We start from the raw sequence: 17,964 nt of genomic DNA on the forward strand, positions 1-17,964 counted from the left end.
ACCGCACACCGCACACCGCACACCGCACACCGCACACCGCACACCGCACACCGCAACTAAATGCGCGGGATTCGCCCTCTTGCTGGGCTTGACGCTGGGCACGGCCCATGCCGTTGACGGCACCATCATCATCAACGGCGAGATCATCGACCAGACCTGCAAGATCAATGGCCGAGAGCCGCAGGTTCATATCATCGTGTCCTTGCCCAAGATATCGACGTCGGCCTTGAAGAGCGTCGGCGATACGGCCGGCGCCACGCCCTTTGTCATCAAGCTGACGGAGTGCCCGGCCGCCCTGAGCGGCAACGTCAAGGCCTATTTCGAACCGGGGTTCTCCACGGACTACGACAATGGCAGCCTTTACGCCTACGTCGCTACCGGTATAGACGTGGACGAAGCCCAGAAGGTCGATAACCTGGGCGTACAGCTGGCCAATCCCGATGGCCAGAAGATCGAGCTCGGAGGCACATCGTCCTTTGGCGCCGAGGCCGCCTTGAGCACAACCAAGGGCGCCATGACCAAGGAGGCCACCTTGCGTTATCTGGCTCGCTATGTCAAAACCGGCACTGGAAACATCAACGCCGGCAAGATCGTGACCTATGTGCAGTACTCCATCGTCTATCCCTAGGCGAAGGCCTGCTCCATCTCGCGCCGAAAGCGCGCCGCCACGGTTTCCTCATCGCAGCTGACGTCGCTCAGGCGTATGGGCTGGGACTGGCGCACGGCGTGCTTGAGCACCGCGCCTTCGGCCAGGCCGATGGGCAGGTAGGCATCCTCGACCGAGCTGCGGGCGGGCACCAGGCGGCCATAGACGGTATAGCCGCCGGAGCCGTCGAGGATTTCGCCGGCCTCCATGTCGCGCTTGGCGGTGGCGATGACGTCGGCATGCCAGGCAGTGGGGCTGCCGGTGGGTTCGCGCCGCAGGCCGATGCTGGCCACGCTCACGCCCAGCTCCATGCCGATGAGGTGATAGGGCTTGTACATGGCCGCGTAATGGCCGGAGGGGTCGGTCACCAGGCCATAGTCGCGGAAAGAGTCGCGAACGAAGTCGCTGCCGGCGGCCAGGGTGACGTAGACGCCCCAGCGCAGGTCGCGGAACACCGCCCGGCCATCGCGCTCCAGCGAGGAAACGACCTCCACCTGGCCGCGATGGTGCAGCATGCCGCCGTGTTCGCGCGGCCGCAGCACGCGGGACAGGTCGTCCACGCCGCAGGGCGGGTAGAGCAGGCCTTGGGGCGCGGGCGTCAGTCCCGTGGCGTTGGAGACGCAAGCCATCTCCAGCGCGCTCTTGGTGCCATCCAGAAAGCTGTTGAACAGGCGCGCGTCAAAGTCGCCAGCGGCCACCATCTCGTCGGTAAAGCCGTAATACGGCCACACGGTGTCGGGGGTGGAGGTATGGAACTCAGGGAGGTATTTGGTGCCTTTGCCGGCCGCCACCACCTCGAAGCCGCAGGCGCGGGCCCAGTCCACCATTTCGCAGATCAGGGCGGGCTGGTCGCCGTAGGCCAGCGAATAGATGATGCCGGCCTCGCGCGCGCGGCGCGCCAGCAGCGGGCCCGCCAGGGCATCGGCGGCCACGTTGACCATCACGATGTCCTTGCGGTATTCGCAGCACAGCAGGGTGTGGGCGATGCCTTCGGCCGGCATCGCGCTGGCGTCAATGACGATTTCGACATCGGGGTCGGCAATGACGTGCAGCGCATCGTCGCAGCAGAACACCTTGCCGCCGCGGGCGGCTTCGTGGATGCTGGCCGCGCCCAGGGCGGCGGCTGGCCAGCCGCTGCGGGTGAGCGCGGCGCGGGCGCGCGAGGCATTGTCCTCGACCACCGCGACCAGGCGCATGCCCGGTGTGCGCTGCACCTGGCTCAAGAACATGGAACTGAACTTCCCTGTGCCGATCAAGGCCACCTTCAGCGGCTTTTGGTCGGCTTCGCGCTGTTTGAGCAGGCGGTGCAGATTCATGGGTCACCTTGTCCTGGCGGGGGCTGTCCATTGAGCATAGCCCCAATCGGCTGTCATGAGGAACTCAGGCGTCGGCCTGGTAGAGGGCGCCGGCCAGGACGTTGCGCCAGTTCTGCCAGCTCAGGCGCAGGCGGCCGGTTTCCTGGCGGTTATAGGGGGCGTCATAGATGACATGCTGCCAGCGCGGGCGGGCCGCGCCCTCGATACGGGGACGGTCATCGATCAGCAGGTCGCCCTGCACCAGGGTTTTGTCGCGGGTCAGGATGAGGCGTTCGGTCGCGGCCCGCCCGAAGTGGCGCTCTATCCATTGATACTTCTCCAGCACGCAGTTGTCATACTGGCGCAGGGGCGAGCTGCAGAAGCGCACGTCCATGCCCAGCGCCAGCAGCTCGGCGACGGCCTCCAGGGCGCCCGGCACCGGAGGCAGGTTGCGGATGAAGCCAGGTTCGGTATAGATGGCCTCGGCCTGGGCGCGCAGCGCCGGGGAATAGTCTTCCAGGATATGGAAGGAGCGGCGATCCTCGAAGGCGACGGGCGCGATGTCGGGATGACGCCGCCGCCAGGCCTCGATGAAGGCGTGTTCGAAGTCGGCCAGCACGCCGTCTTGATCGAGCAGGATCAACATGATGTTGGGAAGGAGTTGGGTTGGCTGATTGTGCCACGCGGCCGTCGCGGCGGCCGCGCGTTCAGCGGCTGCGCGCCAGCTCCCGGTAGCGGGATTGTCCGCCGGGCTCGGAGGCCATCAGGCAGAAATGCGCGTAGGGCCAGTCCAGCGCGCCGGGCGGATCGGGCGGCTCGAATCCGCTGGCCTTGCGCAGCAGCGTGACATGGGGCGTGAAGTCCGGTTCTTCCTGGATCCAGCCCAAAGGCGCGATATCGCGCCAGATCTGTTCGTGCAGCGCGGCCAGTGCCTCATGGCGGCCCTCGGGGCCGGCCCAGATGATGCGCGGCCGCTTGAAGCTGCCATAGCGGGCAATGCGGATTTCGCCGGGGGCGATGCGGCTTTGGCGGGTGTAATCGATGAGCTGCCGGGTCCGCGCCGGGCTGGCCGGGCCCAGAAAGGCCAGGGTGATATGCAGGGTGTCGGCGCGCATGATGCGCCCGCCGCAATACGGCTGGGCGTGCCGGGCCCAGGCCGCCAGCTGGCCGGCCAGCGCCGCGCTGGGCCACAAGGCGAAAAAAAGCCGGGCGGACCCGGCGTAACTTGGGATTGCCATGGGCCGATTATGACCCGATGGCATGGGGAGTCCCAAGAGGGCGAAACCTGTGTCAGCGCGCGGCCACGGCCGGAGGCGGCAGCTCCCAGCCGCCGCCCAGGGCGCGGATCAGCTCCACCGTGGAGCGGGCCTGCTCACCGGTGAGCTGGACCGAGACGCGGCGCTGCGCCAGGACGGTGCGGTCGGCCTCGATCACGTCCAGGTAGCTGATGGAGCCTTCGCGGTACTGGGCATGCGAGATGCGCGCGGCGCGGGCGGAGGCATCGACCGCCTCGCCCTGGGCGCGCGTCTGGTCGCCCAGGATGCGCAGATTGGCCAGGTTGTCTTCCACCTCGCGAAAGGCGGTCAGCACGGTCTGGCGGTATTGCGCCACGTCTTCCTCGTAGACCGCGCGGGCGCGATCCACGCCGGCCTGGCGGCGTCCGCCATCGAAGATGGGCAGCGACAGGGCCGCGCCCACCAGCGGGCCGAGCAGGAAGGTGCGCGACGACCATTGGAAGAGATTGCTCAGCTCCGAGGATTCATAGCCCAGCGCGCCGGTGATATCCAGGCGCGGAAAGAAGGCCGCCTTGGCCACGCCGACGCGCGCATTGGCCGCGGCCATGGCGCGCTCGGCCGCGGCGATGTCGGGGCGGCGCTCCAGCAAGGCCGAGGGCAGCCCGGCCGGCACGGCGATGGCGACCGGCGCCAGCGGCTGCGGCGGCATGGTGAACTCGGCCGGCGTCTTGCCCAGCAGCACGGCCAGGGCGTGTTCGGCCGTGGCGCGCTGGCGGTCCACGCCCAGCGCCTCGGATTGCGCCTGGGCCAGTTCCGACCGGGCGCGCGCCAGGTCCAGTTCGCTGATATCGCCGGCGTCAAAGCGGCGCTGGATGAGCTGCAGGGTTTCTTCGCGCAGGGCCACCGTCTGGCGGTAGAGCTGGGACTCGGCGTCGCGCTCGCGCACCAGGAAATAGGTGGATGCCACATCGGCCTGCAAGGCCAGCAGCACGGAGCGGTAGAGCGCTTCGCTTTGCTGGGCGTCGGCCGTGGCGGCGTCCACCGTGCCGGCGACGCGGCCGAAGAGGTCGGCCTCATAGGCGACGCTGGCCTGCGCGCGCCAGAGCGTGGACGGGCTGCTCGAGGCGTTGTCGGGCAGGCCCTGGGAGGCGGGCGAAGGCCGTTGGCGCGTCGGGCCGAAGCCGGCGTCCACCTTGGGGAAGAAATCCGAGCGGGCGTCGCGCTGCAGGGCGCGGGCCTGTTCCAGGCGGGCGGCGGCGGCCTTGAGGTTCTGGTTGGCGGCCAGGGCCTCTTCCTGCAGCGTGTTCAGTCCCGGGTCGCCGAAGACCTTCCACCATTCACCGCGCAGCGCCTCTTCCGAGGGCTGGGCGGGTTTCCAGCTGCCAGCCTCGTGCGCGGCGAGAGCGGGCGCGGCCTCCTTGTATTGGGCGGGCGTGGCGGCGGCGGGTTTCTGGTAGTCGGGGCCCACCGCGCAGCCTGCCAGCACCAGAAGCGCGGCGAGCAGGCCGGATATGCGAGCAATGCGTGTTGTCATGATGATTTCCGGGCTCAATGTTCGAGGTGGGGCGTGGTCACCGGCGCTTCGTGATGCGAGGCCGAGTGCAGCTTGCGCTTGCTCAGCGTGCGCAGGACCACATAAAAGACCGGCGTCAGGAACAGGCCGAAGAGCGTCACGCCCAGCATGCCGAAGAACACGGCCACGCCCATGGCATGGCGCATTTCGGCGCCGGCGCCCGAGGACAGCACCAGCGGCACCACGCCCATGATGAAGGCGATGGAGGTCATCAGGATGGGGCGCAGGCGCAGGCGGCTGGCTTCGATGGCGGCCTCAAGCGGCGTGGCGCCCTGGATCTCCAGCTCGCGGGCGAACTCCACGATCAGGATCGCGTTCTTGGCCGACAGCCCCACCAGCACCATGAAACCGATCTGCGTGAAGATATTGTTGTCGCCGCCGGTGAGCCAGACGCCGGTCAAGGCGGCCAGGATGCTCATGGGCACGATCAGGATGACGGCCAGCGGCAGGGTCAGGCTCTCATAGAGCGCGGCCAGCACCAGGAAGACCAGCAGCACGGAGATGGGGAAGACCCACAGCCCGGCATTGCCGGCCAGGATCTGCTGGTAGGTCAGGTCGGTCCACTCCATCTTCATGCCGCGCGGCAGCACCTCGGCGGCAATGCGCTCGGCCGCGGCCTGGGCCTGGTTGGTGGAATAGCCCGGCGCCGGACCGCCATTGATGTCGGCGGCCGTGTAGCCGTTGTAGCGGACCACCATCTCCGGGCCGAAGGTCTGCTTGAGCGTCACCAGCGAGGACAGCGGCACCATATCGCCGGCGGCGTTGCGGGTCTTGAGCTGCAGGATGTCGTCCGGATGGGCGCGGAAGGGCGCATCGGCCTGAGCCCGCACCTGGAAGACGCGGCCAAAGCGGTTGAAGTCATTGACATACATGGAGCCCAGATAGATCTGCATGGTGTCGAAGACCTCGGTCACGGGCACGCCCAGCTGCTTGGCCTTGACGCGGTCCAGGTCCACGTCCAGCTGCGGGACATTGATCTGGTAGCTGGAGAACGACGGGCCCAGCTCGGGCGTTTGCGCGGCGCGGGCGAGGAAGGCCTGCGCGGCGCGGTCCAGCTCGGCATAGCCCATGGCGCCCCGGTCTTCGATCTGCAGCTTGAAGCCGCCCAGCGTGCCCAGGCCGAGCACGGGCGGCGGCGGGAAGACGGCCACGAAAGAGTCCTTGATGACGCCGAACTTCTGGTTCAGGTTGGCCGCGATCGCGTTGCCCGACAGCGCCGCCGACTTGCGTTCGGCAAAGGGCTTGAGCGTGACGAACACGATGCCGGCGCTGGAGCTGTTGGTAAAACCGTTGATCGACAGGCCCGGAAAGGCGATGGCGCTTTGCACGCCGGGCTCGGCCAGCGCGATGTCCGACATGCGGCGGATCACCGCGTCGGTGCGGTCCAGCGAGGCGCCATTGGGCAGTTGGGCAAAGCCGATCAGGTACTGCTTGTCCTGGGCGGGCACGAAACCGCCGGGCACCAGATAGGAGATCCCCACCGTCAGCGCCAACAGGACGACGTAGACGCCCAGCGCCTTGCTCTTGTGCCGGATGACGCCCTGCACGTTGACGGCATAGCGCTCGGAGGCGCGCCCGAACATGCGGTTGAAGGCGGCGAAGAAGCGGCCCAGGAAGCGGTTCATCTGGCGCGTGAGCCAGTCGGGCTTGTCATGGTGGCTGCGCAGCAGCAGGGCCGAGAGGGCGGGCGAGAGCGTGAGCGAGTTGAAGGCCGAGATCACCGTCGAGATGGCGATGGTCATGGCGAACTGCTTGTAGAACTGGCCCGACAGCCCGGTCATGAAGGCCAGCGGCACGAACACCGCGCACAGCGTCAGGGCGATGGCGATGATGGGCCCGCTCACCTCGCGCATGGCGCGGTAGGTGGCCTCGCGCGGCGTCAGCCCGGCCGCGATATTGCGCTCGACGTTTTCCACCACCACGATGGCGTCATCGACCACGATGCCGATGGCCAGCACCATGCCGAACAGCGACAGGGCGTTGATGGAATAGCCGAACATCAAGAGCAGCGAGAAGGTGCCGATGATGGACACCGGCACCGCCAGCAGCGGAATGATGGAGGCGCGCCAGGTCTGCAGGAAGAGAATGACCACCAGCACCACCAGCGCGATGGCTTCGAGCAAGGTGTGGATCACGGCCTCGATGCTGGAGCGCACGAACTGCGTGGGGTCATACTCGATGCGGTATTCCACGCCCGGCGGGAAGTCTTGCGACAGCTCCTTCATGGCGTTGCGCACGTTGGTGGCGACGTCCAGCGCATTGGAGCCCGGCGACTGCATGATGCCCATGCCCACGGCCGACTTGTTGTCCAGCAGCGAGCGCAGGCCGTACTCCTGGGCATCGAGTTCCACGCGGGCCACGTCGCCCAGCAGCGTCACGCCGCCGTCGGGAGAGGTCTTGAGGATGATGTCGCGGAATTCTTCCTCGGTCTGCAGGCGGCCGCGCGCGTTGACGTTGAGCTGCAGCGGCACGTCGCCCACGGTCGGCGAGGCGCCGATCACGCCGGCGGCGACCTGCACGTTCTGTTCGCGGATGGCATTGACGACCTCGCTGGCCGTCATGCCGCGCTGGGCGACCTTCTGCGGGTCCAGCCAGACGCGCATGGAGTAGTTGCCCGAGCCCCACACCGTCACCTCGCCCACGCCGTTGATGCGCGACAGGCGATCCTTGATGTTGATGATGGCGTAGTTGCGCAGATAAGTGATGTCGTAGCGGTCGTTGGGCGAGAGCAGATGCACCACCAGCGTCAGCGTGGGCGAGCTCTTGACCGTGGTCACGCCCAGGCGCTGGACGTCCGGCGGCAGGCGCGGCAGGGCCTGCGAGACCCGGTTTTGCACCAGTTGCTGCGCCTTGTCGGGATCCACGCCCAGCTTGAAGTTCACCGTCAGCGTGAGGTTGCCGTCGCTATTGGCCTGCGACTGCATGTAGATCATGTCCTCGACGCCGTTGATGGCTTCTTCCAGCGGCGAGGCCACGGTTTCGGCGATGACCTTGGGGTTGGCGCCCGGGTATTGGGCGCGCACCACCACCGAAGGCGGCACCACTTCCGGATATTCGGCGATCGGCAGCTGGAACATGGCCAGCAGGCCGCCCAGCAGGATCAGCACCGACAGCACGCCCGCGAAGATGGGCCGGTCGATGAAGAACTTGGAGATATTCATGTGAGGCTCCGGGCCTTGTTGTTCTTTATTGCAGCGCCGCCGAAGCCGTCTTGACGGCCTGAGGCGCCGTGTCCATGGACACGACATTGGGGGCGACCACGGCGCCCGGGCGCACCCGTTGCAGCCCGTTGACCACGATGCGCTCGCCGGCCTCCAGGCCTTTTTCGACCACGCGCAGCGGGCCCACGTTGGCGCCCAGCGTCACTTCGCGATAGGCGGCGTGGTTCTTGTCGTCCAGCACCAGCACGTAGCGCTTGTTCTGGTCGGTGCCGATGGCCTTCTCGTCGACCAGCACGGCCTCGCGCGGCGCGCCGCCGCCCAGGCGCACGCGGGCGTAGAGGCCGGGCACCAGGCTGCCGTCGCGGTTGTCGAACACGGCGCGCACGCGGATGGTGCCGGAGGTGGTGTCCAGGCGGTTATCGACATACTGCACCTGGCCTTCGCGCGAATAGCCTTCTTCGTTGGCCAGGCCCAGCTGCACCGGCACGTCGGTGCCGGTGGTGCGCGAGGGATTGACGTACTTCAGGAAGGTCTGCTCGTCGACATCGAAGGAGGCGTACATGCGCGATACCGACACCAGGGTGGTGAGCGGCACCGACTGCGCGCCGGCGTTGACCACATTGCCCACCGTCACTTCGGCGCGCGAGACCCGGCCGTCCACCGGCGCGGTGATGCGGGTGTAGCCCAGGTTGAGGCGGGCCGATTCAAGCGCGGCGCGGGCGGCCTGCAGATTGGCCGCGGCTTCGCGCGCGGCATTCTGCTTTTCCTCGAAGTCGCGCTTGGCGATGGCGTTCTCGCCCAGCAGGCGCTGGCCGCGCGCCAGGTCGCTGGCGGTATAGGCGGCGCGGGCCTGGGCCGCGGCCAGCTGGGCGGTGGCGCGATCGACCTCGGCGACATAGGGACGCGGGTCGATGGTGAACAGCACGTCGCCCTTCTTGACGAGCGCCCCGTCCTGGAAATGGACTTCGGTCAGCGTGCCCGGGACCAGGGGGCGGATATCGACCCGGTCGATCGCTTCCAGGCGCCCGGAGTAACGTTGCCAATCCACGATGGTGCGCCCCAGCGCGGGGGCGACGTCCACGGGCGCGGCGGCCGGCTGGCCCTGGGCATGGGCCGCATTGGGCGAGGAGGGCAGCAAGGCATAGCCCGCGCCCGCGGCCAGGAGGGCGGCGGCAATCGACAGGACTGCAATGCGATGGCGCGAAGGCGTCATGGTGTTTCCTTGAACGAATATTGGGGAAGGATCGGGCGGGCCGGGGAGAGGGGGGCCGCGGGGCAGGAAATGCTGCGCTGCGGTATCGCGGGAAAATCCGGCGGGCCGATACAGATGAGGCGATTCTGAGCTTTTCGTCGGTCAGGATAAACAATGCTTGTTCGGCAATACTGTTCGTTCCAGGCGTACAATCACGGCCGGATCCGCGGTATCCTAGGCGGACAACTCATTGATAGGACAGGAACATGGATCGTTTCCAAGCCATGCAGGTCTTCGTCCGCGTGGTGGAAGCCAACAGTTTCACGCGGGCGGCGGACAGCCTGACGCTGCCCCGCACAACGGTCACCACCATCATCCAGAATCTGGAGCGCCACCTGGGCGTGCGCCTGCTGAACCGCACCACGCGGCGCATCAGCCTCACGCCCGACGGCGCCGCGTACTACAAGCACGCCACGCGCATCCTGGCCGAGGTCGAGGAGACCGAGGCCTGTTTCCAGGACGCGGCCCTGCGTCCGCAGGGGCGTTTGCGCATCGACGTGCCGGCGTCGATCGGCCAGCTCATCCTCATCCCCGCCTTGTGCGAGTTCCACACCCGCTACCCGGATGTCGAACTGGTGATCGGCATGGGCGACCGCCGCGTGGACCTGGTCCAGGAAGCCGTGGACTGCGTCATCCGCGGCGGCGAGCTGGAGGATTCCAGCCTGGTGGCGCGCCGCATCGGCACCTTCCAGACCCTGACGTGCGCCGCGCCGTCCTACCTTGAACGCCGCGGCATGCCCGGGTCCCTGCAAGATCTGGAAAGCCACCAGGCGGTGCATTACTTTTCTTCCGTCGGGCGCAATTGCGCCTGGGCCTTCGTGGTCGACGGCAAAGAGCAATTGGTGGACGTGCCCAGTTCGGTCTCGGTCAATGACTGGGGCGCGCACCTGACCTGCGGCCTGCAGGGCTTCGGCCTGATCCAGACCGCGCGCTACATGGCGCTGCCCCATCTGCAATCGGGCGACCTGGTCGAAGTGCTGCCGCAATGGAAGCCCAAGCCCCTGCCCATTTCGCTGCTGTATCTGCAGAACCGCCAGCTCTCGCCCAAGGTGCGCGTCTTCTCCGATTGGGTGGCGGACTTGTTTGCGCGCTGCCCGCTTTTGTCCGGCCGCGACGAGAAGGATGCCGGCATGTACAACTGCGGCATCGAGCAGCCCACGCTCCTGCCGGCCGGCGAACACGCCGCGCGGCGCAGGGTGCCGCAGGATGTGCCCGAGTTCATCATGTAGTCTGCGGGCTATCCCTTATGTCGGGGACGGGGCGTAAAAACTAGGTATATTGCGAGGGTCTTCACCGCAATACCAGAGAGCCGCCCCGCCTATGCAGCAGCCTGTCTTTCCCGCCTACCTCATCGCCCGTTGGCTGCTGCTGCTGGTCGTTGCGGCGGGAATCTACTTTCTTTCAGGCTTTCTGGTGCCCGCCCTGGCGGCGCTCATCATCGGCCTGGCCACATGGCCGCTCTATGAGCGGGTGGTCGTCTTTTGCAAGGGGCGCAATGCGTTGGCGGCCACGCTGGCCTTGTGCACCGTCATCCTGGTGCTGGTCGTGCCGCTGTCGCTGGCGTTGACCTATGCCTTCAAGGAAGCCAGCAATTTCTTCGGCTGGGCCCTGGCCGCCAACAAACACGGCGTGGAAGTGCCGCTCTGGATTTCTTCCCTGCCCGTGGTGGGCGAGCGGCTGTCGGTTTATTGGTCCACCTATCTGGGCGAACCCCATGCCCTGGGCGCGCTGGTGGAGATGGTCAGCGGCGAACACCTGGGCAACATCTACCGCATGGCCCTGTCGGCCACCGGCAATGTGTTCCAGTGGCTGCTGACCCTGCTCTTCATGCTGATCACGCTGTTCTTCGTCTACAAGGACGGCAGCCGCATGGTCTCGCAGCTGGATGTGCTGGGCGAGCGCGTGCTGCCGGCGCGCTGGAAGCGCTTTTCGCGCGTGGTGCCGGCCACCGTCAGCTCCACCGTCACCGGTATGTGCCTGATCGCGCTGGGCGAGGGCGTGGTGCTGGGCCTGGCCTATTGGATCGCCGGCGTGCCCTCGCCCGTGCTGCTGGGCGTGATCACCGGCTTCATGGCCCTGATCCCGGGCGGCGCGCCGCTGTCCTTCACCCTGGTCTCGCTCTACCTCATCGGCTCCAACCATCTCGTGGCGGGCCTGGGCCTGTTCATCTGGGGCACGGTCGAACTGTTCATCGTGGACAAGACCCTGCGCCCCAGGCTGGTGGGCGGGCCGGTCAAGCTGCCTTTTCTGCCGACCTTCTTCGGCCTGGTGGGCGGGGTCAAGACCATGGGCATCGTGGGCCTGTTCGTCGGCCCGGTATTGATGGCGCTGCTGGTGGCGATCTGGCGCGAATGGGTGCGCAATACCGAACGCGAGCGCGACCTGGAGCGCGGCCTGCCGGCCGAGCGCGGGCCCGGGCCGGCAGACTGATCCGGGCAGGAGTATGCTTGCCCTGAGGCCGCTCAGGCAGCGGTTTCACCGTAAGCCACCTTTGCCCGTAGAGAGGAAAAATGTCCACCCCTTCGGTTGCCGACCTGGTCGCAACCCTGCGCCAACAGGGTTTCGTGGTCGCCCGCAACTTTGCCTCGCCTTCCGATGTCCAGGCCCTGCGCGCCGCCGCCTTGCACGATCTGGAACACGCCATTGCCCCCATTGAGTACGAAGCCGACCTGAAATACCCCGGCGCGCCCGCCTCGCGCGACGCCGCCGGCGGCCTGACCGTGCGCCGCCTGCTCGACGCCTACGGCCGGGGACCGCGGTTCCGGCAATGGGCCACGCAGCCCGCCTTGGCCGAGGTCCTGCGCGCCTATTACGGGGGCCGCGCGCCGGTGCTGTCCACGGTGCACCACAACTGCATCATGACCAAGCATCCGATGTACGGCAGCCTGACCGGCTGGCACCAGGACATCCGCTATTGGTCGTTCTCGGAGCAGGACCTGGTCTCCTGTTGGCTGGCCCTGGGTCCGGAGACGCCAGCCAACGGCGGGCTGTTTTTCCTGCCCGGCTCGCACGCCGCGGCCTATGAGGCCGAGCGCTTCGACGGGCAGAAATTCTTCCGCGACGACCTGCCCGCCAACCAGGAGTGGATCGCCCGCGCCGTAAGCCCCGAGCTGGCCGCCGGCGACGTGGTGTTCTTCCATTGCCGCACGCTGCACGCGGCGCAGCAGAACCGCAGCCAGGCGGTCAAGCTTTCCCTGGTGCACACCTACTATCCCGAGGATTGCCATCCGCTGCCCGGCAGCCGGTCGGCCTCGCGCCCGGGCGTCCCCCTGGGCTGACCCTGCTGCAAAATCGCCACACCCCGCCGCCCGCGGCTAGGCTGTTTAATTGATAACCATTATCATTACTGCCTTTCCAGTTCCTAAGGCGGTGGGCGTGTGTCGGCGATCAAGCAGCCGCATCCTTCTTTGGATGCGCTGTATCGGAACCATCATGGTTGGCTGGTTGCGTGGCTGCGCCGCCGCCTGGGCTGCGCGCACGATGCGGCCGACCTGTCGCATGATGCCTATGAGCGCTTGATGGTCAGCGGCCGCCTGCCGGCCGAGGGGCAGGACAGGGCTTTCTTGATGCAGATCGCGCGCGGCCTGGTGATCGACCTGCATCGCCGGCGCGCGCTGGAGCGCGCCTACCTGGATGCGCTGGCGCAATTGCCTGAAAACCATATGCCCTCGGCCGAGGCGCGGGCCCAGGCCCTGCAAACCCTGGTCGCCATCGATGCCGCGCTGGACAGCCTGCCGGCCAAGGCGCGCGAAACCTTCATCCTCTCGCGCTTCGAGGGGCTGACCTATTCCCGCATCGCGCAGCGGCTGGGGATCTCCGTGGCGCTGGTGCGCAAGCACATGCTGCGCGCCGCCCAGGTCTGCCTGGAGTGGCTGTGAGCGGCGCCGACATTCCCAAGGCCGTGCTCGCCCAGGGTCTGCAGTGGCTGGTGCGGATGTGGTCGGGCGAGGCCAGCGAGGCCGACCAGGCCGCCCTGCGGCGCTGGCGCGGCGCGCATCCCGACCACGAGCGCGCCTGGCAGCGCCTGCGGCATATGGACGCCCGCCTGCTGGACGTGCCGCCCGCGCCAGCGATGCGCGCGCTGGCCGCCAGCGGCCGCCAGCGCGCCCGGCGCAAGGCCTTGCGCCTGATGGGGCTGGCCCTGGCCGCGGGCGCCGGCATGGGCGCGGTGGGCCTGGCCTGGCGCGAGATACCCGTCTATGCCGCGGCTTATCGCAGCGCCACCGGGCAGCGGCGCGAAATCGCGCTCGATGACGGCACGCGCATCACCTTGAACTCCGACAGCGCCATCGACGTCGATTACGACGCCGGCGCGCGGCGCATCCTCCTGAGGCGCGGCGAAATCTATATCGAGACCGGGCATGCGCCCGCGGCGGCAGGGCGGCCCTTTCTGGTGCGCACCGACCTGGGCGAGGTGCGCGCCCTGGGCACGCGCTACAGCGTCTGGCGCCAGCCGCGCCAGGTGTCCGTGCAAGTGTACGAGGGCGCCGTCGAAATCCGCCCCGACGCGGCCGAGGCCATGCGCCTGCAGGCGGGCGAGGGCGCGGTTTTCGATGCCGGCGGCGCCGGGCGGCCCGGGCCCGCCCGTCCCGCCGACTGGGTGCAGGGGCTGCTGGTGGCCGACCGCATGCGCCTGGAGGACTTCCTGGCCGACGTGGCGCGCCACCGGCCGGGCCTGCTGCGCTGCGAGCCCGAAGTGGCCGGCCTGATCGTCTCGGGCGTTTATCCGCTGGACGACACCGACCGCATCCTGGCCGCCCTGCAAACCGCCTTGCCGCTGCGGGTTTCGCGCCTGACGCGCTATTGGGTCAGCGTCGGCCCGGCCTAGTTACAAAAAACATGGCGATCCCGCGTAGCACTTTGCGCGGCTCATTCGGGATACCTGCATAACCCGCAACGTTATGCTCCAAGAGGATCTCCCGCATGCACGTCTCCGCCCTTTCCGCCGCGCTGGTCCTGGCCCTGGCCAGCACCGTGGCGCCGCCCCGCGATGCCCAGGCCGCCGAGGCCGCGGCCCAGCTGCGCCGCTATGACATCGCGGCCGGCCCGATGGATCAGGTGCTCAACCGCTATGCCCAGGATGCCGGCGTCATGCTGGCCGTGGACGGCGCGCTGACCGCGGGCCGCCAGAGCGCCGGCCTGCGCGGCAGTTATGGCTTGGCCGAGGGCTTTGCCGCGATCCTGTCGGGTTCGGGCCTGGCGGCGCGGCCCCAGGGCGCCGGCTATGTGCTGCGCCGCGCGCCGGCCGGTGACGTCGCCACGCTGGCGCCGGTCAGCGTCAGCGGCGCCAGCGCCGCCGACAACAGCTATGTGGCCGAGACCAGCCGCGCCGGCACCAAGACCGACACCGCCATCCTGGAGGTGCCGCAATCGATCTCCGTGGTCACGCGCCGCCAGATGGAAGCCCAGAACGCGCAGAGCGTCACCGAGGTGTTGCGCTATGTGCCGGGCGTCACCGTCGAGACCTACGGCATCGATCCCAAGGGCTTTGACTGGGTGATGATACGGGGCTTTAATGCGCAGTCTTCCAGCGACTACAAGGACGGCCTGCGCCAGGGCGGCTCGGGCTATACCTTGTTCCGTTCCGAGCCCTATGCGCTCGAACGCATCGAAGTGCTGCGCGGGCCTTCGTCTGTGCTCTATGGCCAGGGCGACGCCGGCGGCGTCATCAACCGCGTCAGCAAGCTGCCGCAGGCCACGCCGCAATACGAAGCGGAGCTGGAGTACGGCAGCTTCCAGCGCAAACAGGCCGCCGTCGACCTGACCGGCCCCATCAACCAGGACGGCACGCTGATGTACCGCCTGATCGGCGTGGCGCGCGACGCCAACACGCAATTCAGCTATCCCAACGGCGACCGCATCGGCGATGACCGTCTCTACGCCGCGCCATCCATCACCTGGGCGCCTACGGCCGACACGCGCTTCACCCTGATGGCGGACGTTCTGCGCGACCGCAGCGGCGGCACCATAGGCACGGTGACCATCCATGGCAAGCCCACCGGCCTGCGCAACGGCGATCCGGACTTCAACCGCTTCGACCAGGACCAGAAATCCATCGGCTATCAGTTCGAGCATCGTTTCAACGACACCTTCCAGGCGCGCCAAAGCCTGCGCTATGGCCAGGTCAACGCCATCCTGGACAACATCCTGCTCTCCGGCATCGGGCCCACCGGCATCCAGCGCGTGGCGCGCCGCTTCGAAGAGACCATGGCCAACCTGGCGCTGGACAACCAGCTGCAGGCCGATTTCCGCACCGGGCCGCTGGCGCACACGGTGCTGCTGGGTCTGGACTACAGCCGGGTGCACGCCGACGCCCGCCGCGACACCGGCCCCGCGCCGGCGCTCAATCCCGACAACCCGGTCTATGGCGTTCCCGTGCCCACGCCCGCCACGCCCATCTACGATGGCCTGGAGCGCAACTACCAGACCGGCCTGTATCTGCAAGACCAGGTCAAGATCGCCGAGCGTTGGATGCTGACGCTGGGCGGGCGCTATGACTGGTACGAACAGAAACTCGAAAACCGCCTGACCCGCAAGGACAGCCGGCAGGAGGGCGAGCGCTTCAGCGGCCGCGCGGGCCTGAACTACGTCTTCGACAATGGCCTGGCGCCCTATGTCAGCTATTCGCAGTCCTTCCTGCCCAATGCCGGCGTCTCGGCCGCCGGCGACACCTTCGCGCCCTCGCAGGGACGCCAATGGGAGGCGGGCGTCAAATACCAGCCCGTGGGCAGCCGCGCCCTCTACACCCTCGCCGTCTTCGACATCCGCAAGACCAATGTCCTCACCAACGACTTGAGCAATCCGGGCTTCGCCATCGCCGCCGGCGAGATGCGGTCGCGCGGGGTGGAGCTCGAAGGCAAGTTCAGCCTGGGCGCGGGCTGGGATTTCACCGGCTCTTATACCTATATCGACGCCGAAATCACCCAGGCCAACGACGGCTCCAAGGGCAAGCGGCCCGCGCTCGTGCCCGAACACAGCGCCTCGGGCTGGCTGAACTACACCTTCGGCGACAGCGCGCTGGCCGGCCTGTCGATCGGAGCGGGCCTGCGCTACGTGGGGGCGACCTATGGCGACAACCGCAATACCCTGAAGATCGACGCCCACACCCTGGTCGATGCCGGCCTGTCGTACACCTATGACAAGCAGCTCACCTTCTCGGTCAACGCCACCAATCTGTTCGACAAGGACTACCTCGCCACCTGCTCGGACCTGACGGACTGCTACCCGGGCAACAGGCGCTCGGTGATCGGACGGGTGAAGTACCGGTTTTGATCGCGGGGCGGCGTCCGCGGCCTGGCGGGCGCTGATACACTCAAACCGCCCTGGCCACCCGCATTCCGTCCATGCCCGCCAAGCTGTCTTCCCTGCTCGCGCGCTCCGTCCACCTGCTGTTGGCGATCGCGGTCGCCTTCGGCGGCTATCTGCATCTGGTCTCCGTCTTCGAGCACGCCGGCCGGCCCGATTTCGCCTTCTTCTCGGGCTTTGACTCCTGGCGCGAAGCCATCGACGCGGTGGGCTTGCTGGATGCGCCGCGCGCGCTGCTCGGCCTGGGCCTGATCTGCATGGCGCCCGGCCTCTTGCTGCGGGCCCGCATCGCCTGGGCGTTTTCGCTGCTCATGCTGGTGCTGGTCGGCGTGCTGGGTTTTCTCGGCAGCGCAAGCCATCTGCTGGAAATCTACAACCTGCTGGTCTTCGTGCTGCTCCTGGCGGCCTGGCCGGTCTTCGACCGCGCCAGCCTGGCCGCCGGCAGCCTATTCACCGTCATCGCCATCTGCTCATTGCTGGGCTATGCCATCTTCGGCAGCCTCTACCTGGGCCGTGAATTCGGCCCGCCCATCGAAGGCATGCCGGCCGCCGTCTACTTCTCGGTCGTGACCATGTCCACCGTGGGCTTTGGCGACATCGTCCCGCGCAGCGATGCCGCGCGCTACTTCACCCTGTCCATCATCATCCTGGGCATCACCGTCTTTGCCACCTCCATCAGCGCGATCGCCGGTCCCGTGATCGGCGGCAACGTCAAACGACTCATCAAAGGCAGGATTGCACACGCCATGCGTCACGATCACATCATCCTGGCCGGCGCCTCCTCCCTGGCCGCCGCGGTCTATCCCGTGCTGCGCGAGCACGGCTATCCCGTCACGGTCATCGTGCCCGAGAACCAGCCCCACAACTATCCCGACGACGCCGACCTCATCGTGGGCGACGCCACGACTTCGGCCGTGCTGCTCGAAGCGGGCGCGCCCAAGGCGCGCTACGTGCTTGCCCTGCGCAGCGACGATGCCGAAAACGCTTTCATCGTCCTGGCCGCCAAGGACGTCGGCGGGCCGTCCACCAAAACCGTGGCCGTCGCCAACACGCCCGAACACCTGGCCAAGCTCAGGCGCGTGCAGCCCGACATCGTCTTCTCGCTGCAACAGCTGGTGGGCGAGCTGCTGGCGCGCACCCTGAGCGGCCAGAAAATCGACCAGGACTTCGTCGACAGCCTGTTTACGAACGACAAGCGGGCTTGATTAGTCGGGGCAGATCCGGCGGGAAAAGCGCGACCAGATCCGGGTTCAAGCCCTGCCGCGGGTGCGGCGGCAAGACCTCCCTGTTGGGGTTCGATCTGATTCTGTGTGTCGGGGGCGGGGCGGCGGCTGCGCTACGACAGGCGCGGGGCAAGGAAACGCGCTACGTGATTTCGCACTTCATCCCACAAGGCCGCCACGGCACACTCCTGGCGTCGTATCGGGAAACAAGACAATGAACGCAATCCGCAATCCGCAATCCGCAATCCGCAATCCGCAATCCGCAATCCGTGAG

At 67.5% G+C, this 17,964-nt stretch carries 14 protein-coding genes; 8 read left to right on the forward strand and 6 right to left on the reverse strand.

All coding sequences use genetic code 11. The annotated features are described in order from the left end of the window. Positions 1-79: 79 nt before the first annotated feature. The gene (locus tag L540_RS20600; RefSeq protein WP_043206812.1) at positions 80-628 is read left to right on the forward strand and encodes a fimbrial protein; all 549 of its coding nucleotides are present in this window, start codon (positions 80-82) and stop codon (positions 626-628) included. Here L540_RS20600 and L540_RS20605 read toward each other — a convergent pair. The 6 genes from L540_RS20605 to L540_RS20630 form a co-directional block, all read right to left on the reverse strand. Then, positions 625-1,962: an NAD(P)H-dependent oxidoreductase gene (locus tag L540_RS20605; protein ID WP_043206811.1), complete on the reverse strand. Its 1,338-nt coding sequence runs from the start codon at positions 1,960-1,962 to the stop codon at positions 625-627. The genes L540_RS20600 and L540_RS20605 overlap by 4 nt on opposite strands. A 64-nt stretch (positions 1,963-2,026) precedes the next feature. Continuing rightward, positions 2,027-2,587 carry a 5'-3'-deoxyribonucleotidase gene (locus L540_RS20610; protein WP_043206809.1) on the reverse strand — a complete coding sequence of 187 codons (561 nt, stop codon included), beginning with the start codon at positions 2,585-2,587 and terminating at the stop codon, positions 2,027-2,029. A 61-nt stretch (positions 2,588-2,648) separates the two neighbouring features. Next, positions 2,649-3,179 carry an RNA 2',3'-cyclic phosphodiesterase gene (gene thpR, locus L540_RS20615; RefSeq protein WP_043206807.1) on the reverse strand — a complete coding sequence of 177 codons (531 nt, stop codon included), beginning with the start codon at positions 3,177-3,179 and terminating at the stop codon, positions 2,649-2,651. A gap of 52 nt (positions 3,180-3,231) precedes the next feature. Continuing rightward, positions 3,232-4,710: an efflux transporter outer membrane subunit gene (locus L540_RS20620; protein WP_043206806.1), complete on the reverse strand. Its 1,479-nt coding sequence runs from the start codon at positions 4,708-4,710 to the stop codon at positions 3,232-3,234. 14 nt (positions 4,711-4,724) lie between these two features. Then, positions 4,725-7,910: an efflux RND transporter permease subunit gene (locus L540_RS20625; protein ID WP_043206802.1), complete on the reverse strand. Its 3,186-nt coding sequence runs from the start codon at positions 7,908-7,910 to the stop codon at positions 4,725-4,727. 25 nt (positions 7,911-7,935) lie between these two features. Beyond that, positions 7,936-9,123: an efflux RND transporter periplasmic adaptor subunit gene (locus L540_RS20630; protein ID WP_043206799.1), complete on the reverse strand. Its 1,188-nt coding sequence runs from the start codon at positions 9,121-9,123 to the stop codon at positions 7,936-7,938. A 245-nt stretch (positions 9,124-9,368) separates the two neighbouring features. Between L540_RS20630 and L540_RS20635 the strand changes: the two genes are divergently transcribed. The 7 genes from L540_RS20635 (at position 9,369) to kch (ending at position 17,672) form a co-directional block, all read left to right on the forward strand. Further along, complete coding sequence (locus tag L540_RS20635; RefSeq protein WP_043206797.1) at positions 9,369-10,391, forward strand: LysR family transcriptional regulator; 1,023 nt, start codon at positions 9,369-9,371, stop codon at positions 10,389-10,391. A gap of 91 nt (positions 10,392-10,482) precedes the next feature. Beyond that, positions 10,483-11,592 carry an AI-2E family transporter gene (locus L540_RS20640; protein WP_043206795.1) on the forward strand — a complete coding sequence of 370 codons (1,110 nt, stop codon included), beginning with the start codon at positions 10,483-10,485 and terminating at the stop codon, positions 11,590-11,592. An 80-nt stretch (positions 11,593-11,672) separates the two neighbouring features. Continuing rightward, on the forward strand, positions 11,673-12,440 hold the full coding sequence (locus tag L540_RS20645; protein WP_043206794.1) for a phytanoyl-CoA dioxygenase family protein: 768 nt from the start codon (positions 11,673-11,675) through the stop codon (positions 12,438-12,440). 99 nt (positions 12,441-12,539) lie between these two features. Further along, the gene (locus tag L540_RS20650) at positions 12,540-13,040 is read left to right on the forward strand and encodes a sigma-70 family RNA polymerase sigma factor (RefSeq protein WP_048026732.1); all 501 of its coding nucleotides are present in this window, start codon (positions 12,540-12,542) and stop codon (positions 13,038-13,040) included. Beyond that, positions 13,037-13,990 (forward strand): FecR domain-containing protein, encoded by a 954-nt coding sequence (locus L540_RS20655; RefSeq protein WP_053073270.1) that lies wholly within the window; start codon positions 13,037-13,039, stop codon positions 13,988-13,990. Before L540_RS20650 ends, L540_RS20655 begins: the two co-directional genes overlap by 4 nt. A gap of 95 nt (positions 13,991-14,085) precedes the next feature. Continuing rightward, the gene (locus L540_RS20660; RefSeq protein WP_043206790.1) at positions 14,086-16,434 is read left to right on the forward strand and encodes a TonB-dependent siderophore receptor; all 2,349 of its coding nucleotides are present in this window, start codon (positions 14,086-14,088) and stop codon (positions 16,432-16,434) included. 71 nt (positions 16,435-16,505) lie between these two features. Continuing rightward, entirely contained in the window at positions 16,506-17,672 is a 1,167-nt protein-coding gene (gene kch / locus L540_RS20665; RefSeq protein WP_043206788.1) for a voltage-gated potassium channel protein, read from the forward strand. Positions 17,673-17,964: the final 292 nt, after the last annotated feature.

This window comes from Bordetella pseudohinzii (assembly GCF_000657795.2).
Lineage (GTDB): Bacteria > Pseudomonadota > Gammaproteobacteria > Burkholderiales > Burkholderiaceae_B > Bordetella > Bordetella pseudohinzii.